This is a genomic window from Pantoea sp. USMM079 (assembly GCF_037153115.1).
GTDB lineage: Bacteria > Pseudomonadota > Gammaproteobacteria > Enterobacterales > Enterobacteriaceae > Pantoea > Pantoea communis.
Genome location: NZ_JBBCKX010000001.1, coordinates 848,530 through 865,372, shown reverse-complemented (window position 1 = coordinate 865,372; position 16,843 = coordinate 848,530). Strand labels below are relative to the sequence as shown.

General features: G+C 54.6%; 13 protein-coding genes. 6 read left to right on the top strand and 7 right to left on the bottom strand.

Translation table 11 applies throughout. From position 1 onward, the window contains the following. Positions 1-46: 46 nt before the first annotated feature. The 3 genes from WFP70_RS04070 (at position 47) to WFP70_RS04060 (ending at position 3,612) form a co-directional block, all read left to right on the top strand. Positions 47-469: a DUF2231 domain-containing protein gene (locus tag WFP70_RS04070; RefSeq protein ID WP_166931240.1), complete on the top strand. Its 423-nt coding sequence runs from the start codon at positions 47-49 to the stop codon at positions 467-469. Beyond that, positions 466-1,758, top strand: coding sequence for a PQQ-dependent sugar dehydrogenase (locus WFP70_RS04065; RefSeq protein ID WP_337022678.1), 1,293 nt, complete (start codon positions 466-468; stop codon positions 1,756-1,758). Before WFP70_RS04070 ends, WFP70_RS04065 begins: the two co-directional genes overlap by 4 nt. Before the next feature lie 666 nt (positions 1,759-2,424). Then, complete coding sequence (locus WFP70_RS04060) at positions 2,425-3,612, top strand: aminotransferase-like domain-containing protein (protein ID WP_337022677.1); 1,188 nt, start codon at positions 2,425-2,427, stop codon at positions 3,610-3,612. Between the two features lie 33 nt (positions 3,613-3,645). Here the strand turns inward: WFP70_RS04060 and uxuR are convergent, their stop codons facing one another. The 4 genes from uxuR to uxuA form a co-directional block, all read right to left on the bottom strand. Continuing rightward, positions 3,646-4,413, bottom strand: coding sequence for a Uxu operon transcriptional regulator (gene uxuR / locus WFP70_RS04055; RefSeq protein ID WP_097117281.1), 768 nt, complete (start codon positions 4,411-4,413; stop codon positions 3,646-3,648). 84 nt (positions 4,414-4,497) lie between these two features. Then, positions 4,498-5,916 (bottom strand): glucuronate isomerase, encoded by a 1,419-nt coding sequence (gene uxaC, locus WFP70_RS04050; protein ID WP_337022676.1) that lies wholly within the window; start codon positions 5,914-5,916, stop codon positions 4,498-4,500. Continuing rightward, on the bottom strand, positions 5,913-7,394 hold the full coding sequence (locus WFP70_RS04045) for a fructuronate reductase (RefSeq protein ID WP_337022675.1): 1,482 nt from the start codon (positions 7,392-7,394) through the stop codon (positions 5,913-5,915). Before WFP70_RS04045 ends, uxaC begins: the two co-directional genes overlap by 4 nt. Positions 7,395-7,450: 56 nt before the next feature. Continuing rightward, positions 7,451-8,629 (bottom strand): mannonate dehydratase, encoded by a 1,179-nt coding sequence (gene uxuA, locus WFP70_RS04040; RefSeq protein WP_337022674.1) that lies wholly within the window; start codon positions 8,627-8,629, stop codon positions 7,451-7,453. Positions 8,630-9,004: 375 nt separating this feature from the next. Here uxuA and WFP70_RS04035 point away from each other — a divergent pair, with 375 nt between their 5' ends. Continuing rightward, positions 9,005-10,306, top strand: coding sequence for an MFS transporter (locus tag WFP70_RS04035; protein WP_337022673.1), 1,302 nt, complete (start codon positions 9,005-9,007; stop codon positions 10,304-10,306). A 15-nt stretch (positions 10,307-10,321) separates the two neighbouring features. Further along, entirely contained in the window at positions 10,322-12,715 is a 2,394-nt protein-coding gene (locus WFP70_RS04030; RefSeq protein ID WP_337022672.1) for a glycoside hydrolase family 31 protein, read from the top strand. A gap of 90 nt (positions 12,716-12,805) precedes the next feature. On the opposite strand, the gene WFP70_RS04025 is transcribed toward WFP70_RS04030, so the two are convergent. Both WFP70_RS04025 and WFP70_RS04020 read right to left on the bottom strand, forming a co-directional pair. Continuing rightward, entirely contained in the window at positions 12,806-13,351 is a 546-nt protein-coding gene (locus WFP70_RS04025; protein ID WP_337022671.1) for an NUDIX hydrolase, read from the bottom strand. 43 nt (positions 13,352-13,394) lie between these two features. Then, positions 13,395-14,303: a LysR family transcriptional regulator gene (locus WFP70_RS04020; protein WP_337022670.1), complete on the bottom strand. Its 909-nt coding sequence runs from the start codon at positions 14,301-14,303 to the stop codon at positions 13,395-13,397. A 105-nt stretch (positions 14,304-14,408) separates the two neighbouring features. On the opposite strand from WFP70_RS04020, the gene WFP70_RS04015 reads away from it, so the two are divergent. Continuing rightward, on the top strand, positions 14,409-15,503 hold the full coding sequence (locus tag WFP70_RS04015; protein WP_182058636.1) for an oxidoreductase: 1,095 nt from the start codon (positions 14,409-14,411) through the stop codon (positions 15,501-15,503). Positions 15,504-15,554: 51 nt separating this feature from the next. Here WFP70_RS04015 and WFP70_RS04010 read toward each other — a convergent pair whose 3' ends face one another. Beyond that, positions 15,555-16,778 carry an MFS transporter gene (locus WFP70_RS04010; protein ID WP_160867267.1) on the bottom strand — a complete coding sequence of 408 codons (1,224 nt, stop codon included), beginning with the start codon at positions 16,776-16,778 and terminating at the stop codon, positions 15,555-15,557. Between the last annotated feature and the right edge of the window lie 65 nt (positions 16,779-16,843).

Here is a 16,843-nt window from a genome sequence, read left to right as displayed (position 1 = left end):
GAAACGCAGCCATCGCCTGAATAATAAACGTAATAGGGAGAGTGAAATATTGTATACCTCGGGACGTTCAGCATTTGCGGTGGGGCTTTACGCTCTGCTGGAACCGCTACCGCTGGGCTTTTTTGTTGCGGCCTGGCTGTTCGATATCATCTATCTGCAAACCTTCGTCATCATGTGGACCAAATCAGCCAGTTGGTTGATTGCTATCGGTCTGGTGCTCGCCATCCTGCCAAGATTAATCAGTCTTGTTTACTTATTCCGCGGGCCTTATCCCAGTGAAAAGACCCATTTCTGGCTGTCACTGCTGGCCATCGTCGTGGCTATCGCGAATGCTTTTATTCATAGTCGTGATGCGTATGCTGTGGTGCCGCTTGGGGTAACGTTGTCGACTCTGGTGGTGGCACTGCTGTTGCTCGCCAACGTGCAGTTAGCGCTGCGTGGACGCATTACAGCAGGAGGTCGCGCATGAAACAGATTCTGAGTGCAGTGACCCTCGCCATGCTTCTCAGCGCTTGTGATGATGGCGCACTTATCGATCCGCAAAAACAGATTGGCCCCAATCCTGAACTCCCCCAGGCGCAAAACTTCTTTGTACCGCCGATGCAGGTGCCGGAGGGTATCCCCTGGAAAGCCGGTGAAATGCCAAAAGTGGCGGAGGGGCTGAAGATTGAAAAGATCGCTGATAACTTACAGCATCCACGTCAGGTATTGGTGCTGCCGAACAATGATGTGCTGGTGGCCGAATCCAACGGCACACCAAAACCCACCACTGCGCCGAAAGATCTCATTACCGGCCTCGTGAAAAATGCTTCGGGCAAAGGCGGGGCCGGCGGCAATCGCATCACGCTGTTGCGTAATGTGAATGGCAAGTGGGAGCAGCACCGATTTATCGATAACCTGACTGCGCCGTTTGGCATGCAGCTGGTGGGCAATACGTTGTATGTTGCCAACGCCGATAGCCTGGTGAAATTCCCGTATGAAAACGGACAAACTGAGATTCGTACGCCGCCCGTGGTGGTGACTGAACTGCCCGGCGGGCCGATTAACCATCACTGGACTAAGTCACTGCTGGCCAGCCCTGACGGCAGCAAGCTGTATGTCGGCGTAGGGTCAAACAGTAACATTACGGAAAATGGCATTGGTGCCGAATATCGTCGAGCGGCGGTACTCGAAGTCGATGCGGCGAGCGGTGCCAGCCGTATCTATGCCAGTGGGCTGCGCAACCCCACCGGTCTGCAATGGGAACCGCAAACGGGCAAGCTGTGGGCGATCGTTAATGAACGCGACGAGATTGGCTCGGACCTGGTGCCGGATTATATGACCTCGGTGCAGGACAAAGGCTTTTACGGCTGGCCATACAGCTATTTTGGCCAACATGTCGATGTGCGGGCGCAGCCTCAGCGGCCTGACTTAGTAGAAAAAGCCATCAAGCCAGATTACGCGCTCAGTTCACACGTGGCACCGCTTGGCTTGCTATTCTATGGCGCAGATAACATGCCGCAGTATCGCGGAGGGGCATTTATCAGTGAACATGGCAGCTGGAACCGCACGCCGTTGAATGGCTATCAGGTGGTGTGGGTGAAATTCGAAAACGGGAAACCGGTTGGTCAGCCACAGCCGGTGGTGACCGGATTCCTGACCGATGACCAAAAACAGGTACGGGGCTTACCGGTCGGACTGGCGTCAGATCAGCAGGGCGGTGTGCTGATCGCGGATGATGCGGGTAATGCCATTTGGCGTGTTAGCTCCGCCAACTGATTTCTGCAGGCAATAAAAAAGGATTTGGCCATTAAGCCAAATCCTTTTTTTATGTTCGCTAACCGGCTGGTAACCGCGTTGCGAACGGGGTGCTCAGCACTCCTCACAAAGCAAATCATAAAATGTGCGGGAGAATATTTCAAGTTTCGCAAAAGTACTGTATGGTTATACAGGTGTTGAGTGGCGAGCGCAGTCTCATTGTTTTCTGATGACTCCCAGGGGCGCGGATTGTCAAATCCCGGCAGGTTTCAGGTGGTGCTGGCCTGTGGCTTCCACAATGAGTGGCGCTCAGCACTCCTCACAGCTGTGCTCAGGCCATCGGCGGGTGGAGTCAAAGCTCCGAAGGCTGAAAAGCGCGCTCCTGTCAGAGGAGAAGGAAAGTGATGGAACTTGTTCGATTGCTCCTGGACCTGGTCCGGGTCGTCCTGCAAATCATCGTTGCCCTTTTGCAACTGACCGGTCAGGCGCACTGACCGGAACTTGAAACAAGGCGGAGCTTACCCCTCCGCCTTTTTTCGTTAGTTTCACCAGGTGATTTTTTCTCAATGCCTGTAGTTACCTTCCGGCACTAAATTCTCTTTGCCAGACAATGAAAATGTGATTATCAGCTTAGCTAACTTATGTTATGAATTTAGTCTTAGAAAAAAATAATCAGGTAAAGGTTTTATGTCGTCGCAAAAATTGTCCAAAAGCGTTCAACGCATTCATTCATCTGCCATTCGTGATTTATTGAAACACAGCAAAATGGAAGGGGTGATTTCTCTGGGTGGTGGCATCCCGAATCCCGATCTGTTTGATACCGAAGGCCTGCAGATCGCCATGGATCGCGCCTTGTCGCAGGATGGTCACAACGCATTTCAGTATGGCTTGAGTGAAGGGGATCCGCTATTACGTGAAGCGATCTGCCGCATTTCAGCCGACCGCGGTATTGATTGCACGCCAGACGACGTGGTGATCACTTCTGGCTCCCAGCAGTCACTGGATATTCTCGCCCGCGCGTTAATCAACCCCGGTGATGTGGTGGTGGTGGAGCGTCCAACTTATCTCGCCGCATTGCAGGTTTTCCAGTTGGCTGAAGCGCAGTTCAAATCTGTTGGCACTGACGGCGAAGGCATGATTGTTGATGAGCTGGAAGAGCTAGTCAAACAGACACCAATCAAAGCCGTGTATATCGTTCCGACCTTTGGCAATCCAAGCGGCGTCACCTTATCTGATGCGCGTCGTCAGCAGTTAGTCGCGCTGGCGAAGCAGTATGATTTCCTGATTTTTGAAGACGATCCCTACAGCGAGATCAACTTCACCAATCAGGCATTCCGCCCATTAAAATCCCATGCGCAAGCGATGGGGGCCAGCGAGAATGTGATTTATACCTCGACCTTCTCCAAAATCCTGGCACCGGGCGCACGCGTTGGCTGGATCACCATGCCGGGCTGGTTGAAGTCATCAGTGGTGAACCTGAAGCAGGCAACGGATCTGCACACCAGTGCCTTGTCACAATCCCTGACGCGTCATTATCTGGAAACCGGTCGCTTGCCGGAGCAGATTCGCTTGATCCGCGCGGCCTATAAGCAGAAGTGCGATGCATTGTGTGCAGCGCTGGAGACGGAGTTGGGGGATAAGCTGCACTTCTATCGCCCGCTGGGTGGCATGTTCCTGTGGGCAACGTTCAGGGAAGCTTTCAACACCACCGAATGGCTGAAAACCACGCTGAGCAAGGGTGTGGTGTATGTCCCGGGTGAGTTTTTCTACTGTGATAATCCAGATACTTCAACGCTGCGTATTTCGTATGCCTCAGTATCGGAAACCAATCTGGCCGTAGCAGCACAGCGTTTGAAAGCTTCATTACCGCAGTAATCGCCTGAAAGCCCTTGGTAACAAGGGCTTGTTTTAGCCGTTGGCACTGTCCAGCGGCCAGGATTCAAACAGATAACCATCAAAATCGATGTCATCGACATCTGAAAATTCCAGCAATCGCTGTTTCACATTTTCCAGATGCTGCCACATGGCTTGCTTGGCGGCGCGTGCATCTTTCTTGATCAATGTGGCGAGGATCTTCTTGTGATCGTCGAGCCACTGCTTACGATAATGAGTGTTCACCAGATGACGATGTAACTGACTCCACATCACATTGTCTTCACGCCACTGCCAGGATTGTTTGAACAACTCGACCAACATGCTGTTATGGGTCGCTTCGGCAATCGCCAGATGGAAGTTACGATCGCCGTTCTCGCTCTCATTCACGGCGCCGGATGCCAGCTCTCTCTCTTCCAGTTCCAGTGCCTGACGCATCTTGATGATGTCTTCACGCGTGGCCTGCAATGCGGCAAACTCCGCGATATTACTCTCCAGCAATTGACGCGCCTGCAGCATCTCAAACGGGCCGGCATCGTTACAGGCGGCTTGTGTCGTCGCGCGCGGTGCAGGACTGTCGTTTACCACGTAGATCCCGGCACCACGACGCACTTCAATCAAGCCTTCCAGCTCCAGCATGATCAGTGCTTCACGCACCAGCGTACGCGTGACATCCAGCAGCGCAGCCAGTTCACGCTCAGGTGGCAAGCGTTCGCCCACTGCATACTGCTTTTGCATAATCATGTTACGCAACATTTCCCCCACTTCCTGATAAGGGCGCTGCGCTGATGCTTGTGTTTTCATGAGCTCTTTTCTGCTGATTAAGAAGTTGACGACCACTGACGCTGCCATCAATTGCGCCCTGCACTATAGCACAGGGCGGAATTCTCAACGTGGATTGAGGGTAAAGTAGCGCTGTGCGTTATTGAAACTGATATCCTGCAGCATGTTGCCGAGCACTGCTTCATCGTGCGGCACGACGCCATCCTGCACCCATTGGGCGAGCAGGTTACACAGAATACGGCGGAAGTATTCGTGGCGCGTATAGGAGAGGAAACTGCGAGAATCGGTCAGCATGCCGACAAACTGGCTGAGCAAACCGATTTGCGACAGTTGCTCCAGCTGGCGCAACATGCCATCGCGCTGATCGTTGAACCACCAGCCGGAACCAAACTGCACTTTCCCGGCGATACCCGCACCCTGGAAGTTACCTGCCATCGTCGCCAGCACTTCGTTGTCACGCGGATTGAGACAGTACAGAATGGTCTTTGGCAGTTGGTCGTTAACATCCATCGCATCCAGCAGGCGCGAGAGCGGCAAAGCAATATTGTTATCGCCAATCGAGTCAAAACCGCTGTCTGCACCCAGCAAACGGAACAAGCGAGTGCTGTTGTTGCGAATGGCACCGATGTGTAACTGCATCACCCAATCACGTCGTGCATACTCGGAACCCAACCAGACCAGCACCGCGCTGCTAAACTGCGCGATTTCCAGCTCGCTTAGCGTGTCGCCGTTGCGACGTTTCGCCAGAATGGCGTCCAACACGCTATCGTCGGGAACAGGTGCAAAGCGCAGCACTTCAATCCCGTGATCCGCTGCACGACAGCCGTGAGCGGAGAAGTGATCTAAACGGCGCAACAGCTCGGTGCGCAACGCTTCAAAGTCGGTGATCGCCACATCCGCTGCTGCCTCAAGCCGTCCCAGGTATTCAACAAAGCCTTCAAGCTCAATCTTGAACACCTTATCAGGGCGCCAGCTTGGGGCGACATCAATATCAAAGCTACTGTCTTCAGCAATCTGACGATGATATTGCAGCGAATCAACAGGATCATCGGTGGTGCCAACCATACGTACATTCATCTGACGCATAATGCCGCGTGCAGAAAATGCCGGGGTTGCCAGTTTCTCGGCGCATTCGTCCCATACGCGTTGTGCGGTGTCCGGCCCAAACAACGTATCGGTGATGCCAAACGGGCGACGCAGCTCAAGATGAGTCCAGTGGTAAAGCGGATTGCCCAGCGTTTTCGGCACGGTATGTGCCCAGGCGAGATACTTGTCGTAATCGCTGGTGGCTCTACCGGTGATCAGCGATTCATCCACGCCTGCCGCACGCAGCGCACGCCATTTGTAGTGGTCGCCTTCCAGCCAAATCTGTCCCAGGTTGGCGAACTGACGATCCTCGGCGATCTCCTGCGGGTTGAGATGACAGTGATAATCGTAGATCGGCATATCAGCCGCATAGTCATGGTACAAACGACGAGCAACGTCGCTTTGCAGCAGGAAATCGTCATCCATAAAACGCTTCATTTCGGCTCCTGATTCAGGGATGCAACGGCGGCGCGGGCACCAGACTGGCAAAGTTGCGCGTACACCTGTTGTAGGGTGCTAACGAAGCCTGCATTGGCGGGCAGGTCGTCACCAAAAATGGTTTTCACGGCGAGCAGGGCGCTAACGCGCTCATCGCCTTCTGGCGTATGCTGGTTAATGTCGTGCAACGTGGCAAGTAATGGGTCAACCACGTCAAATGGCTCACCACGCTCATCCTGCCCAAGCACGTAACGCATCCAGCCGGCAATTCCCAGCATCAAGTGGCGATAGTCACTGCCGTGCTTCAGGTGATAGCGCACGGAATCGAGCCAGCGCTGTGGCAGCTTCTGACTGCCATCCATCGCAATCTGTTGCGTCCGGTGGCGCAGGGAAGAGTTGCTAAAACGCTCGATCAATTGGCTGGCATAGGCTTGCAGATCGATACCCTCAGGCATCGACAGCGTAGGTGCCTGCTCTTGCATCATCAGTGCTAATGCTGCCTGGCGATAGGCCGGGAGTTGCATAGTGTCAGCGATGGTTTCACAGCCACCCAAATACCCGAGGTAGGCAAGAAATGAGTGACTGCCGTTGAGCATACGCAGTTTCATCATTTCAAAAGGGGCAACGTCTGCCACAAACTGCGCGCCCACGCGATCCCAGTCAGGACGGCCGTTGACAAAGTTATCTTCGATAACCCATTGGCGAAACGGCTCACAGGCCACGCCACAGGGATCGGCAACGCCCAGCAAGTCGCGAATCTCCTGATGTGTTTCGTCGGTCACTGCGGGAACGATGCGGTCAACCATGCTGCTGGGAAAAGTGACGTGCTCATCAATCCACTTCGCCAGCGCTGCATCGCGTAACTGAGCAAGCCCCACCACGGCAGCTCGGGCCACATGGCCGTTATCACGCAAGTTATCGCAGGACAGCACAGTAAACGGCCCTAAACCACGCTCACGACGCACACGTAATGCTTCGACAATAAAACCAATGGCGGATTTCGGCGTGCTGGGGTGCGCAGTATCATGTTGAATCAACGCATTGTCAGCATCCAACTCATCGTTGGCAGCCTGAGTGCAATAGCCTTTTTCCGTCACCGTCAATGAAACGATAGCGGTTTCCGGACGAGCCAGCGCTGCGATAATGCCATCGTGTCCATCCAGTGCAGGATGCAAGGCTTCTTTGATGGCCGCAACGAGGTGAACGTCGTTCTGCCCGGCACCTTTTTCCGTCACGCTGAAGAGCAGATCTTGCTGGCGCAGTTGTTCGACCAACAGTTTGCCGCTCGCCGACATCAGGTTGACCTCACAGATGCCCCAGTCAGTGTCACTGATTTCAAGCAGGTGATGCAGATACAACGCCTGATGCGCGCGATGAAAGGCGCCACAACCGATATGCACGATACGCGGCACCAGCCGCTGATGGTTCCAGGCGGGGCGGGTCACTTTCAGTTCGCCGCTGGCAAGGTTATGTTCCATATAAACTCCATCTAGCCGGGTGCGTCATCAATGGCACCCGGCAGCAACGAATGCCATCAGAAATAAGCGCGGTGAATCGCCAGCTCCACGCCGCGAATCTCTGCCAATCCTTTCAGACGACCAATCGCCGAATAACCGGGGTTAGTCTTCTTGCGCAAGTCGTCGAGCATCTGGTGACCATGATCCGGGCGCATCGGAATCAAATCTTCCTGACCGGCCGCTTTACGTCGATGTTCTTCTTCTGCAATCGCCCTAATCACCGCGAACATGTCGACATCGCCGCCCAAATGCGCCGCTTCGTGGAAGGTGTTCGGGTTCTCTTCGCGTTTGGTTGACCGCAGGTGGGCAAAGTAAATACGTGGGCCAAAACGTTTCACCATACCGGCGAGATCGTTTTCAGCTAATACACCATAAGATCCGGTGCACATGGTGAAGCCGTTCGCCGGGCTTGGTACGGTATCAATCATCCACTGCAAATCTTCTGCGTTAGAGACGATGCGTGGTAAACCCAGAATCGGACGCGGTGGATCATCCGGATGCACTGCCATCCGAACACCGGCCTCTTCCGCCACTGGAATAATCGCGCGCAGGAAGGTCGCGAAGTTTTCACGCAATTCAGCTTTGCCGATACCGTTATAGCGAGCTATTTGTGCACGGAACTGGTCCAGCGTGTAACCCTCTTCAGCACCCGGTAAGCCAGCGATGATATTGCGCGTCAGGCGGGTTTTGTGCTCTTCACTCATGCTGGCGAAACGGTCAGCCGCCTGGGCGATTTCGGTGGCGGTGTAATCGTTTTCTGCACCCGAACGCTGCAGGATGTGCAGTTCAAACACGGCAAATTCGATCTGATCGAAGCGCAGCGCTTTTGCACCATCGGGTAACAGATATTCAAGGTCTGTGCGCGTCCAGTCGAGAATCGGCATAAAGTTGTAGCAGACGGTTTTAATACCGCACTGCGCCAGATTTCGCAGAGACTGCTGGTAATGACGGATCCACTTCTGACACTCGCCGCTGCCGGTTTTGATCTCTTCGTGAATCGGCACGCTTTCCACCACTGACCACACCAGCCCAGCGGCTTCCACGATGGCTTTACGCTGCATAATTTCGTCCACCGACCACACTTCGCCGTTAGGGATGTGGTGCAGGGCGGTGACGATGCCGGTCGCGCCAGCCTGTCGTGCATCGGCAAGAGAAACGGGATCATTTGGGCCATACCAGCGCCAGGTCTGCTTCATGTTGTTACCTCTTTTAGGTCCTGAAAATGAAACCCAGGACAATTCTTATATTGGTTGACCTATTTATCGGTTAGCGCACCGCTTATGGCGTAGATTGCGCTCTCAGAGCCTAAAATTCGGCTCTTTAACGTCTGATGTCAACCTCGCAAGCCATTTTGGTTAACCAGATCACAAATGCGGCATCTGAGTGGCGACCAGGTTCCGCATCTGTGGTTCACTCCTGGCGGATGGTTAGAGATGACTCACTGAAGTCGCTCCTCAACAACAAGCAGCAATTCCTGGGCGGCAGCCAGCGATATTTCCGGTTTATCGCTGGCCCGCGCATTCACCACAGGATTTGTAAGCTCATGATGTTAATAAAGAATGGAGAACCAGATGAACCGCAGTTTGAATCCAGGGATCGCTGCCGCTGGCAGCAAACGCACCTTCCGCAATTTGCGCTGGTGGGTATTGGTGTTGTTCTTAGCGGGCGTCACCGTCAACTACATCACCCGTAACTCATTGGGCATTCTGGCGCCTGAGCTGAAAACCAGCCTGGGCATCACCACTGAACAATATTCATGGATCGTCGGTGCGTTTCAGCTGGCGTATACCTTCTTCCAACCGATTTGTGGCTGGCTGATTGATGTCATCGGCCTTAAAGTCGGCTTCCTGATTTGTGCCTCGGTCTGGGCGGTCGCCTGTCTGTTCCATGCCGGGGCGGCGAGCTGGGTACATCTTGCCATTCTGCGTTTTGTCATGGGCGGAGCGGAAGCCGCAGCCACGCCAGCCAACGCCAAAGTGATAGGCGAATGGTTCCCGAAAAAAGAGCGTCCGGTTGCAGCGGGTTGGGCCGGCGTGGGCTTCTCAATTGGCGCTATGCTGGCGCCGCCCATCATCTACTTCGCGCACGCTTCTTTCGGCTGGCAGGGCGCTTTCCTGTTTACGGGTTGCCTGGCACTGGCGTGGGTGGTGCTCTGGTGGTTGCTGTATCGCGATCCGGAAATTCATCCCAATCTGTCTGCATCGGAACTGGAATTTATTCGTCAGGATAATGAACCTCCTGCCGTCAAATTACCGTTCTTTAAAGCCCTGAAAAGTGTCTCAAAGAATAAACGTTTTTACGGTATCGCCATTCCCGCCTTTATGGCCGAGCCTGCCTGGGGCGTATTGAGCTTCTGGGTGCCGCTCTACCTGGCGAAAGATCTCGGCATGGATCTCAAACAGATCGCCATGTTCGCCTGGATGCCATTCCTCGCGGCGGATCTTGGCAGCGTCGCCAGTGGCTATCTGACGCGCCTCTATACCCGCCTGTTTGGTTTCAGACTGGTCAACTCCGTGGTTGCCAGTTCGGTCACCGGCGCTTTCCTGATGCTCTCCCTCGCATTGGTGGCGATGACCAAAGATCCCTACGTGGCGATTGCACTGATCTCGATTGGCGGTTTCGGTCACCAGATCATCTCCTGCATGCTCAGCGCGCTGGTGGTGGAGAAATTCAATAAGGGTCAGATGGCCACCGTCAACGGCATGCGCGGTTCCTTCGCGTGGATCTCCAGTTTCCTGTTCTCGCTGGTGATTGGCGTCACCGCCGACAAGATTGGCTTTAACCCATTATTTGTCGCCATGGGCTTCTTCGACCTGATTGGCGCGGTCTTCCTGATTGCATTTATTGCTGAACGTCGCGCCCAGCGCGCCTGAATAAAGTAGGTAACAATGAAAACCTTAAAGAATTGGTCACTCACGCATTCTGATCAACACCATGTTGCGTTAACCGTCGATGGGAAGTACCAGCTGAACCTGTTCGTGCTGGAATCCGGCATGTTCCGTGTTTCGATTAAACGTCAGAGCGGCTATGCACTGGACCGCACCTGGAGCATAGCGCCAGACAGCGATGTGCCTTGGGAAGGGCGTCCACGTGACAGCCTGGCGGGCTTTACCCTGCCAGGGTTCACACTGGAAGAAGAGGGCGATACGCTGGTGGTTTCCACCGATGTGCTGCGCGTGATTGTCCATCAGCCACTGGCGCTGGAGTGGCAACATCGTGATAGCGCTGGCGCCTGGCAACTGCTGACCTGCGACCGTCCAACCAGCGCCTACCTGATTAATGCGCACGGTGATGGTGTGGCGCACTACCAGCGCCGTATGAATGACGATGCCTATTACGGTCTGGGCGAGAAAACCGGTGACCTTCAACGCAATGGCAAACGTTATGAGATGCGTAACCTTGATGCGATGGGTTACAACGCCTCTTCAACCGATCCGCTGTACAAACATGTACCCTTTACCATTACGCGCCGCAGCGATGTGAGTTTCGGTCTGTATTACGATAACCTCAGCAGCAGCTGGTTTGATCTCGGTAACGAACTGGATAACTACCATCAGCCTTATCGCCGCTGGCAGGCGGAAAGCGGGGATATTGATTATTACCTGTTTGTTGGCAGCAAAGTACTGGATGTCACTAAATCCTTTGTGCGTCTGACCGGTAAAACGCTGTTTGGCCCAAAATGGAGCCTCGGTTACAGTGGCTCAACCATGCACTACACCGATGCACCGGATGCACAAAACCAGCTGATGAACTTCATTCGCCTGTGCGAACAGCATGACATTCCGTGCGACTCTTTCCAGCTGTCATCGGGTTATACCTCGATCAATAACAAGCGCTACGTGTTCAACTGGAACTACGACAAAGTGCCACAGCCGGAAGTGATGAGCCAGGCGTTCCACGATGCCGGTTTGCGTCTGGCTGCCAACATCAAACCTTGCCTGTTGCAGGATCATCCACGCTATGAAGAGGTCGCCGCGCAAGGCTTGTTTATCCGTGACTCAGAAGAAGATGCGCCAGAGCGTTCAGTGTTCTGGGACGACGAGGGTTCACACCTTGACTTCACCCATCCTCAGGCGGTGGCGTGGTGGCAGGAGAACGTCACCCAACAGCTGCTGGCGAAGGGCATCGATTCGACCTGGAATGACAACAACGAATATGAAGTGTGGGACGGCGAAGCGCGTTGCCACGGCTTTGGTACGCCCATCGCCATCAAGCATATTCGCCCGGTGATGCCGTTGTTGATGATGCGTGCGTCGATGGAAGCGCAGCAGCGTTTCGCGCCGGAGAAGCGTCCTTTCCTGATCTCGCGTTCTGGCTGTGCCGGTATGCAACGCTACGTGCAGACATGGAGCGGCGATAACCGTACTAACTGGACGTCTCTGCGCTACAACATTCGCATGGGCCTCGGGATGAGCTTATCTGGGCTGTATAACGTCGGGCACGATGTCGGCGGCTTCTCAGGCGATAAGCCGGACGCAGAACTGTTTGTACGCTGGGTGCAAAACGGCGTAATGCACCCGCGGTTCACCATTCACTCGTGGAATGACGATCACACAGTGAATGAACCCTGGATGTATCCGACAGTCACGCCAGCGATTCGTGCTGCAATTGAACTGCGTTATCGCCTGCTGCCGTACCTCTACACCTTGCTGTGGCAAGCGCATGCTGATGATGAGCCGATGCTGCGTCCAACCTTCCTCGACCATGAGCAGGATAAACAGACCTTCGCCGAGTGCGATGAGTTTATGCTGGGCCGCGATTTGCTGGTGGCCAGCGTGGTGGAAGCAGGACAGCGTGAACGCAGTTTGTGGCTGCCAGATAACCAAACTGGCTGGTATGACTTCGCAACGCAACAGTGGTACAGCGGCGGTCAGTGGATCACCTTGCCAGCACCGCTGGAAACCCAGCCGATGCTGGTTCGCGCCGGTGCGGCCTTGCCACTGAGCCAGCGTCTGCGTCATGTTGATGCACAAGCAGATGACCGTCGCACGCTGCAACTTTATCCATTACAGGGTAAAGGCGAGAGCAAAGGCCTGGTATTTGAAGATGACGGTGAGTCCTGGGGTTATCAGCAGGGTAATGCGCTGTGGTTAAGCTGGGAAATGCGCAGCGATGCCGAGGCAATCCACCTGAGCTTCCAACGTAAAGGCGATTATCAGCCAGCATGGAAAACGCTGCAAATTGCTTTGCCAGCCGGAGAAACGCGCCAGCTTTACATTGATGGTGTCGCGGTTGCTGCGGCAGATGCGCAAGCAGTGCTGGCGGAGATAGCGAGTCACTAAGCGTCATTGTTCAGGGAAGAGTGCGCAGCAATGCGCACTCTTCAAACGCACAGCGACCTGACATCAATGTGGCCCTGTGCGTTACCCGGCTTAATCAAGCAACCCTTTGGCCCGCGCCAGTAAAAACGCGGTCACTGAAGTGGCATCGGTCACTTTACCTTCCAGCACGAGCTGCAGAAACTCGCTGATTTTCATTTTGCGTGCAGTGAGTCCGACTTCCTCGGCATCCAGATTCTGCCCTTCATAGCGTAAATCGCTGGCAAGATAGATGTGATAACCCTGCGCGGAGTATCCCTGCGCCAGTTTTTGATAGCCCACGTACTGCCAACGATCGGCAATCAATCCCGTCTCTTCCTGCAGTTCGCCTGCCGCCAGTGCTTCCGGTGTCGCGCCAGGGTCCAGCTCCCAGCTGCCTTGCGGCAACTCAATGGTGCGCTCACCTATCGGATAACGATACTGTTCCACCACAAAGATGCTGTCCTGCTCCACCGGGAGTATGACGACAAAATCGTTCTTTTCGATCACGGAATAGAGACCTTCGCTGCCATCGGCACGCTGAATTTTGTCTTCCTTTAACGTCATCCAGCGGTTGCGATAGATTTCCGTTGATGCGAGGGTTTGAATTTCAGGTTTCAAAAGGGGCCTCCATGAAGTGAATCAGTGAGTCAACAATTTAAGCCTATAAACGGGGTGCCGTGACAGGTAACTTATCTGTTTTTTCCATCGCTTGTTTTAACGCATGAAGAAATACCGTCACCCGTGCTGGCAACTGACGAGTCGTCGGGAACAGTGCCCAGACACCGAGCATCTGCGGTTGAGCATCCTGTAATTCAATGGCGATGAGCTCGCCCGAAGCGAGCTCTTCACGAATGTCCCACTCAGATAACTGAGCAATGCCGCTTCCCGCCACGCAAAGAGTGCGCACCCCCTCCACGTTACTGCCACTGAAACGGCCTTCCACGCTTAAGCTCGAAATATGCCCATCAATGAGGAAGCTCCACTGCACCACGCCTGAGAGTCGCAGGCAGTTGTGATGATGTAAGTCGTTTAATGTCTGAGGCGTGCCGAAGCGTTGGAGATAATCGGGTGAAGCACACAGCATACGCGGGTTGTTAGCGAGACGGTGAGCCACTAAACGGGAGTCACGCAGCGGCGCAATGCGGATAGCGACATCGTAGCCCAACCCTACCAGGTCGGTGACGTCATCGCTCAGCTGAAATTCAATGCGCAGTTCCGGGTTGGCCTCCATCAAGGCTGGCAACAGCGGAATGATGGTGCGACGACCAAAGCCAGAAGGCGCCGTAATTCGCAACTGACCAGTCGCACCTTGCTGGTGTGGTGAAAACAGATTGCGTGCACTCTGTTCGGTTTCCGCCAGCGATTTCGCATAGGGCAGAAACTCTTCGCCCTCCACAGTCAGCGCGATGGCGCGAGTCGTGCGGTGCATCAGCCGCACGCCGAGATCGTCCTCCAGCGAGGCCAGCCGACGCGACACCGTCATCGGCGTAGTATTCAGCCGCCGTGCCGCCTGCGTCAGGCTGCGCGTTTGCGACACCATGAGGAAAACCTCAATATCTTTGGAGTGCATTGTAACGATTTCCGTTATACAGACGTATCATCTTCGGTCATTTTTGCCGCTAAAGCGACACACTACAATGCGCTCTGACGATAATCAGGGAACACGATGTAGCAAATGGCCGATAAACACTTATTTCAGAGCGGGACATTAAATCGACTCGCGCTGAAAAACCGCATCATGGTGGCACCCATGACGCGTATCTCCGCCACGGTAGATGGCGTACCGGGCGACCGCATGAAGCACTATTACGAACGTTTCGCGCGGGGGGGTTTTGGCACCATCATCACCGAAGGGCTGTATATCGACGAAGCCTGGTCGCAGACGTATGCGTTTCAAGCGGGGCTGGTTAATAGCCGCCAGGTCGCAGGCTGGCGTGCCATTACTGATGGTGTGCATCAGTATGGTGGCAAGATCATTGCGCAGCTGATGCATGCCGGCGCGATTTCCCAGGGCAATATTTACCGACGCGATACCCTGGCTCCCTCCGTCGTGCAACCGCGTGGAGAACAGCTGGGCTTTTACCATGGTCATGGCGACTATGCGTTGCCAGGAGAAATGAGCGAAGATCAGATTCAGCAGGCGATTGACAGTTTTGCCGAGACCGCCGCGCGCGCCATTGGCGTAGCGGGATTTGATGGCATTGAAATTCACGGTGCCAATGGCTACCTGCTCGATCAATTCTTCACGGATTACACCAATCAGCGTGGTGATCGTTGGGGCGGTGATATCGCTGCCCGCCTGTCACTGACCCTGGCGGTGATCCGCGCGGTACGCCAGCGTATAGGCCACGATGTCACTTTAGGTGTGCGTATTTCACAGGGCAAAGTGAATGATTTCCATCATAAGTGGCAGGAAGGAGAAGCGGGCGCAAAACAGGTGTTTCGCTTATTGGCCGAGTCAGGTATTGATTACCTTCATCTCACCGAATACGACGCACTGCAACCCGCTTTTGCGGACAATGCGCTTTCGCTGGTACAGATAGCGCGAGAGGCAGCACCAAGCCTGACTATTGTGGCGAATGGTTCGCTGTCAGACAGCCGTGCCGCCTCTCAGGCGCTGGAGCAGGGGGCGGATTATGTGGCGTTGGGCAAAAGTGCACTGGCCAATCCCGACTGGCCGATACGTATCCGTGATGCAGCACCCTTGCGTGAGTTTGATAACAACCTTCTGGCCCCTTCTGCTGATGTGAAAAACTGCGAACTGGCTTAGCCGTGTCCGTAGTTGAACGTGTCAGGCGACGATTATAAGTCGCCTGACACACTACGCCTGGCGCGACAATCCACTTAACGCCAACCCTGCCAGCGCGATCACCACCGTTAAGCCCACTACCGCATTCCAGCCACCGTGCAGCCAGAACCAGCCGCCGAACGAGCCCGTAATGCTGGAACCCATGTAATAGAACAACAGATACAGCGACGAAGCATGGCCGCGATTGTTACCGGCTAGCGGGCCGACGGAACCGCTCGCCGCAGCGTGCGCCACAAAGAAACCGCTGGTGATCAGGATAATGCCACCAATAAGACACAACAGGTTATCCGGCACCGTCAGCAAAATACCGGCCAGCAACAACAGAAAACCGGCAATTAGCAACGGCTTACGACCAAACCGATCGGCCAGGCTGCCCGACAGTGAGGAAGAGACAATACCAATCGCATAGGCGCAGAAAATCAGGCTGACCTGTGTCTGGCTAAAGTTAAACGGCGCGTCAGAGAGGCGGAAGGTGGCGTAGTTAAACAGCGTGACAAATACACTGGTGAGGAAGAAACCGGTGGCATACAGGCGAATCAGACCCTTGTTGCCGAGGTGGCTGAACCAGGCTTTAAAGTGGAAGTGGAGGTTAAGCCCCGGTTTGCGTTCGAAATGACGCGATTCAGGTAAAAGCAGCACAAACGCCATCGCTGCTGCCAAACCGAGCACGCCCAGCACACCCATAGCGATGCGCCATGAGGTGAATTCAGTCAGCAACCCCATGCCAACGCGGCCCACCATCGCGCCAAACGCCGTGCCGCCGACATACAATCCCATGGTTTTACCGAGATCTTTTTTGTCGATCTCCTCTGCCAGCCAGGCCATCGCTACCGCGGGCACACCGCCCAGCACCACGCCTTCCACTGCGCGGGCGACCAGAAGCAGATGCCAATTCGGTAATACGGCGGCGATGAAATTGCAGACCGATGCCAGTGCCATCGACGTGAACATCAATCCACGACGTCCGACGGCCTGAGAAAATGCCCCTGCCAGCAAAATTGACACCGCCAGCAAGCCGGTGGTGAGCGACAGCGCCAGTGAACTTTGCGCGGGCGTGATGCCAAAAGCATGGGTAAAGGCAGGCAGCAGTGGCTGTACACAGTAGATCAGTGAAAAGCTGGCGAGTCCGAGCATGAAAAAAGCAATACCCGCGCGGCGATACTCACTGCTCCCACGCGCGATGCTGGACGTTGCAGGGGATGAGACAGGCAGGACATTTTCTAACGAGCGACTCATGGTGATTCCAGGGTAACGAAGATTGCACAACGCTACCGCGCCGCCTATCATCTGTCCAATATATA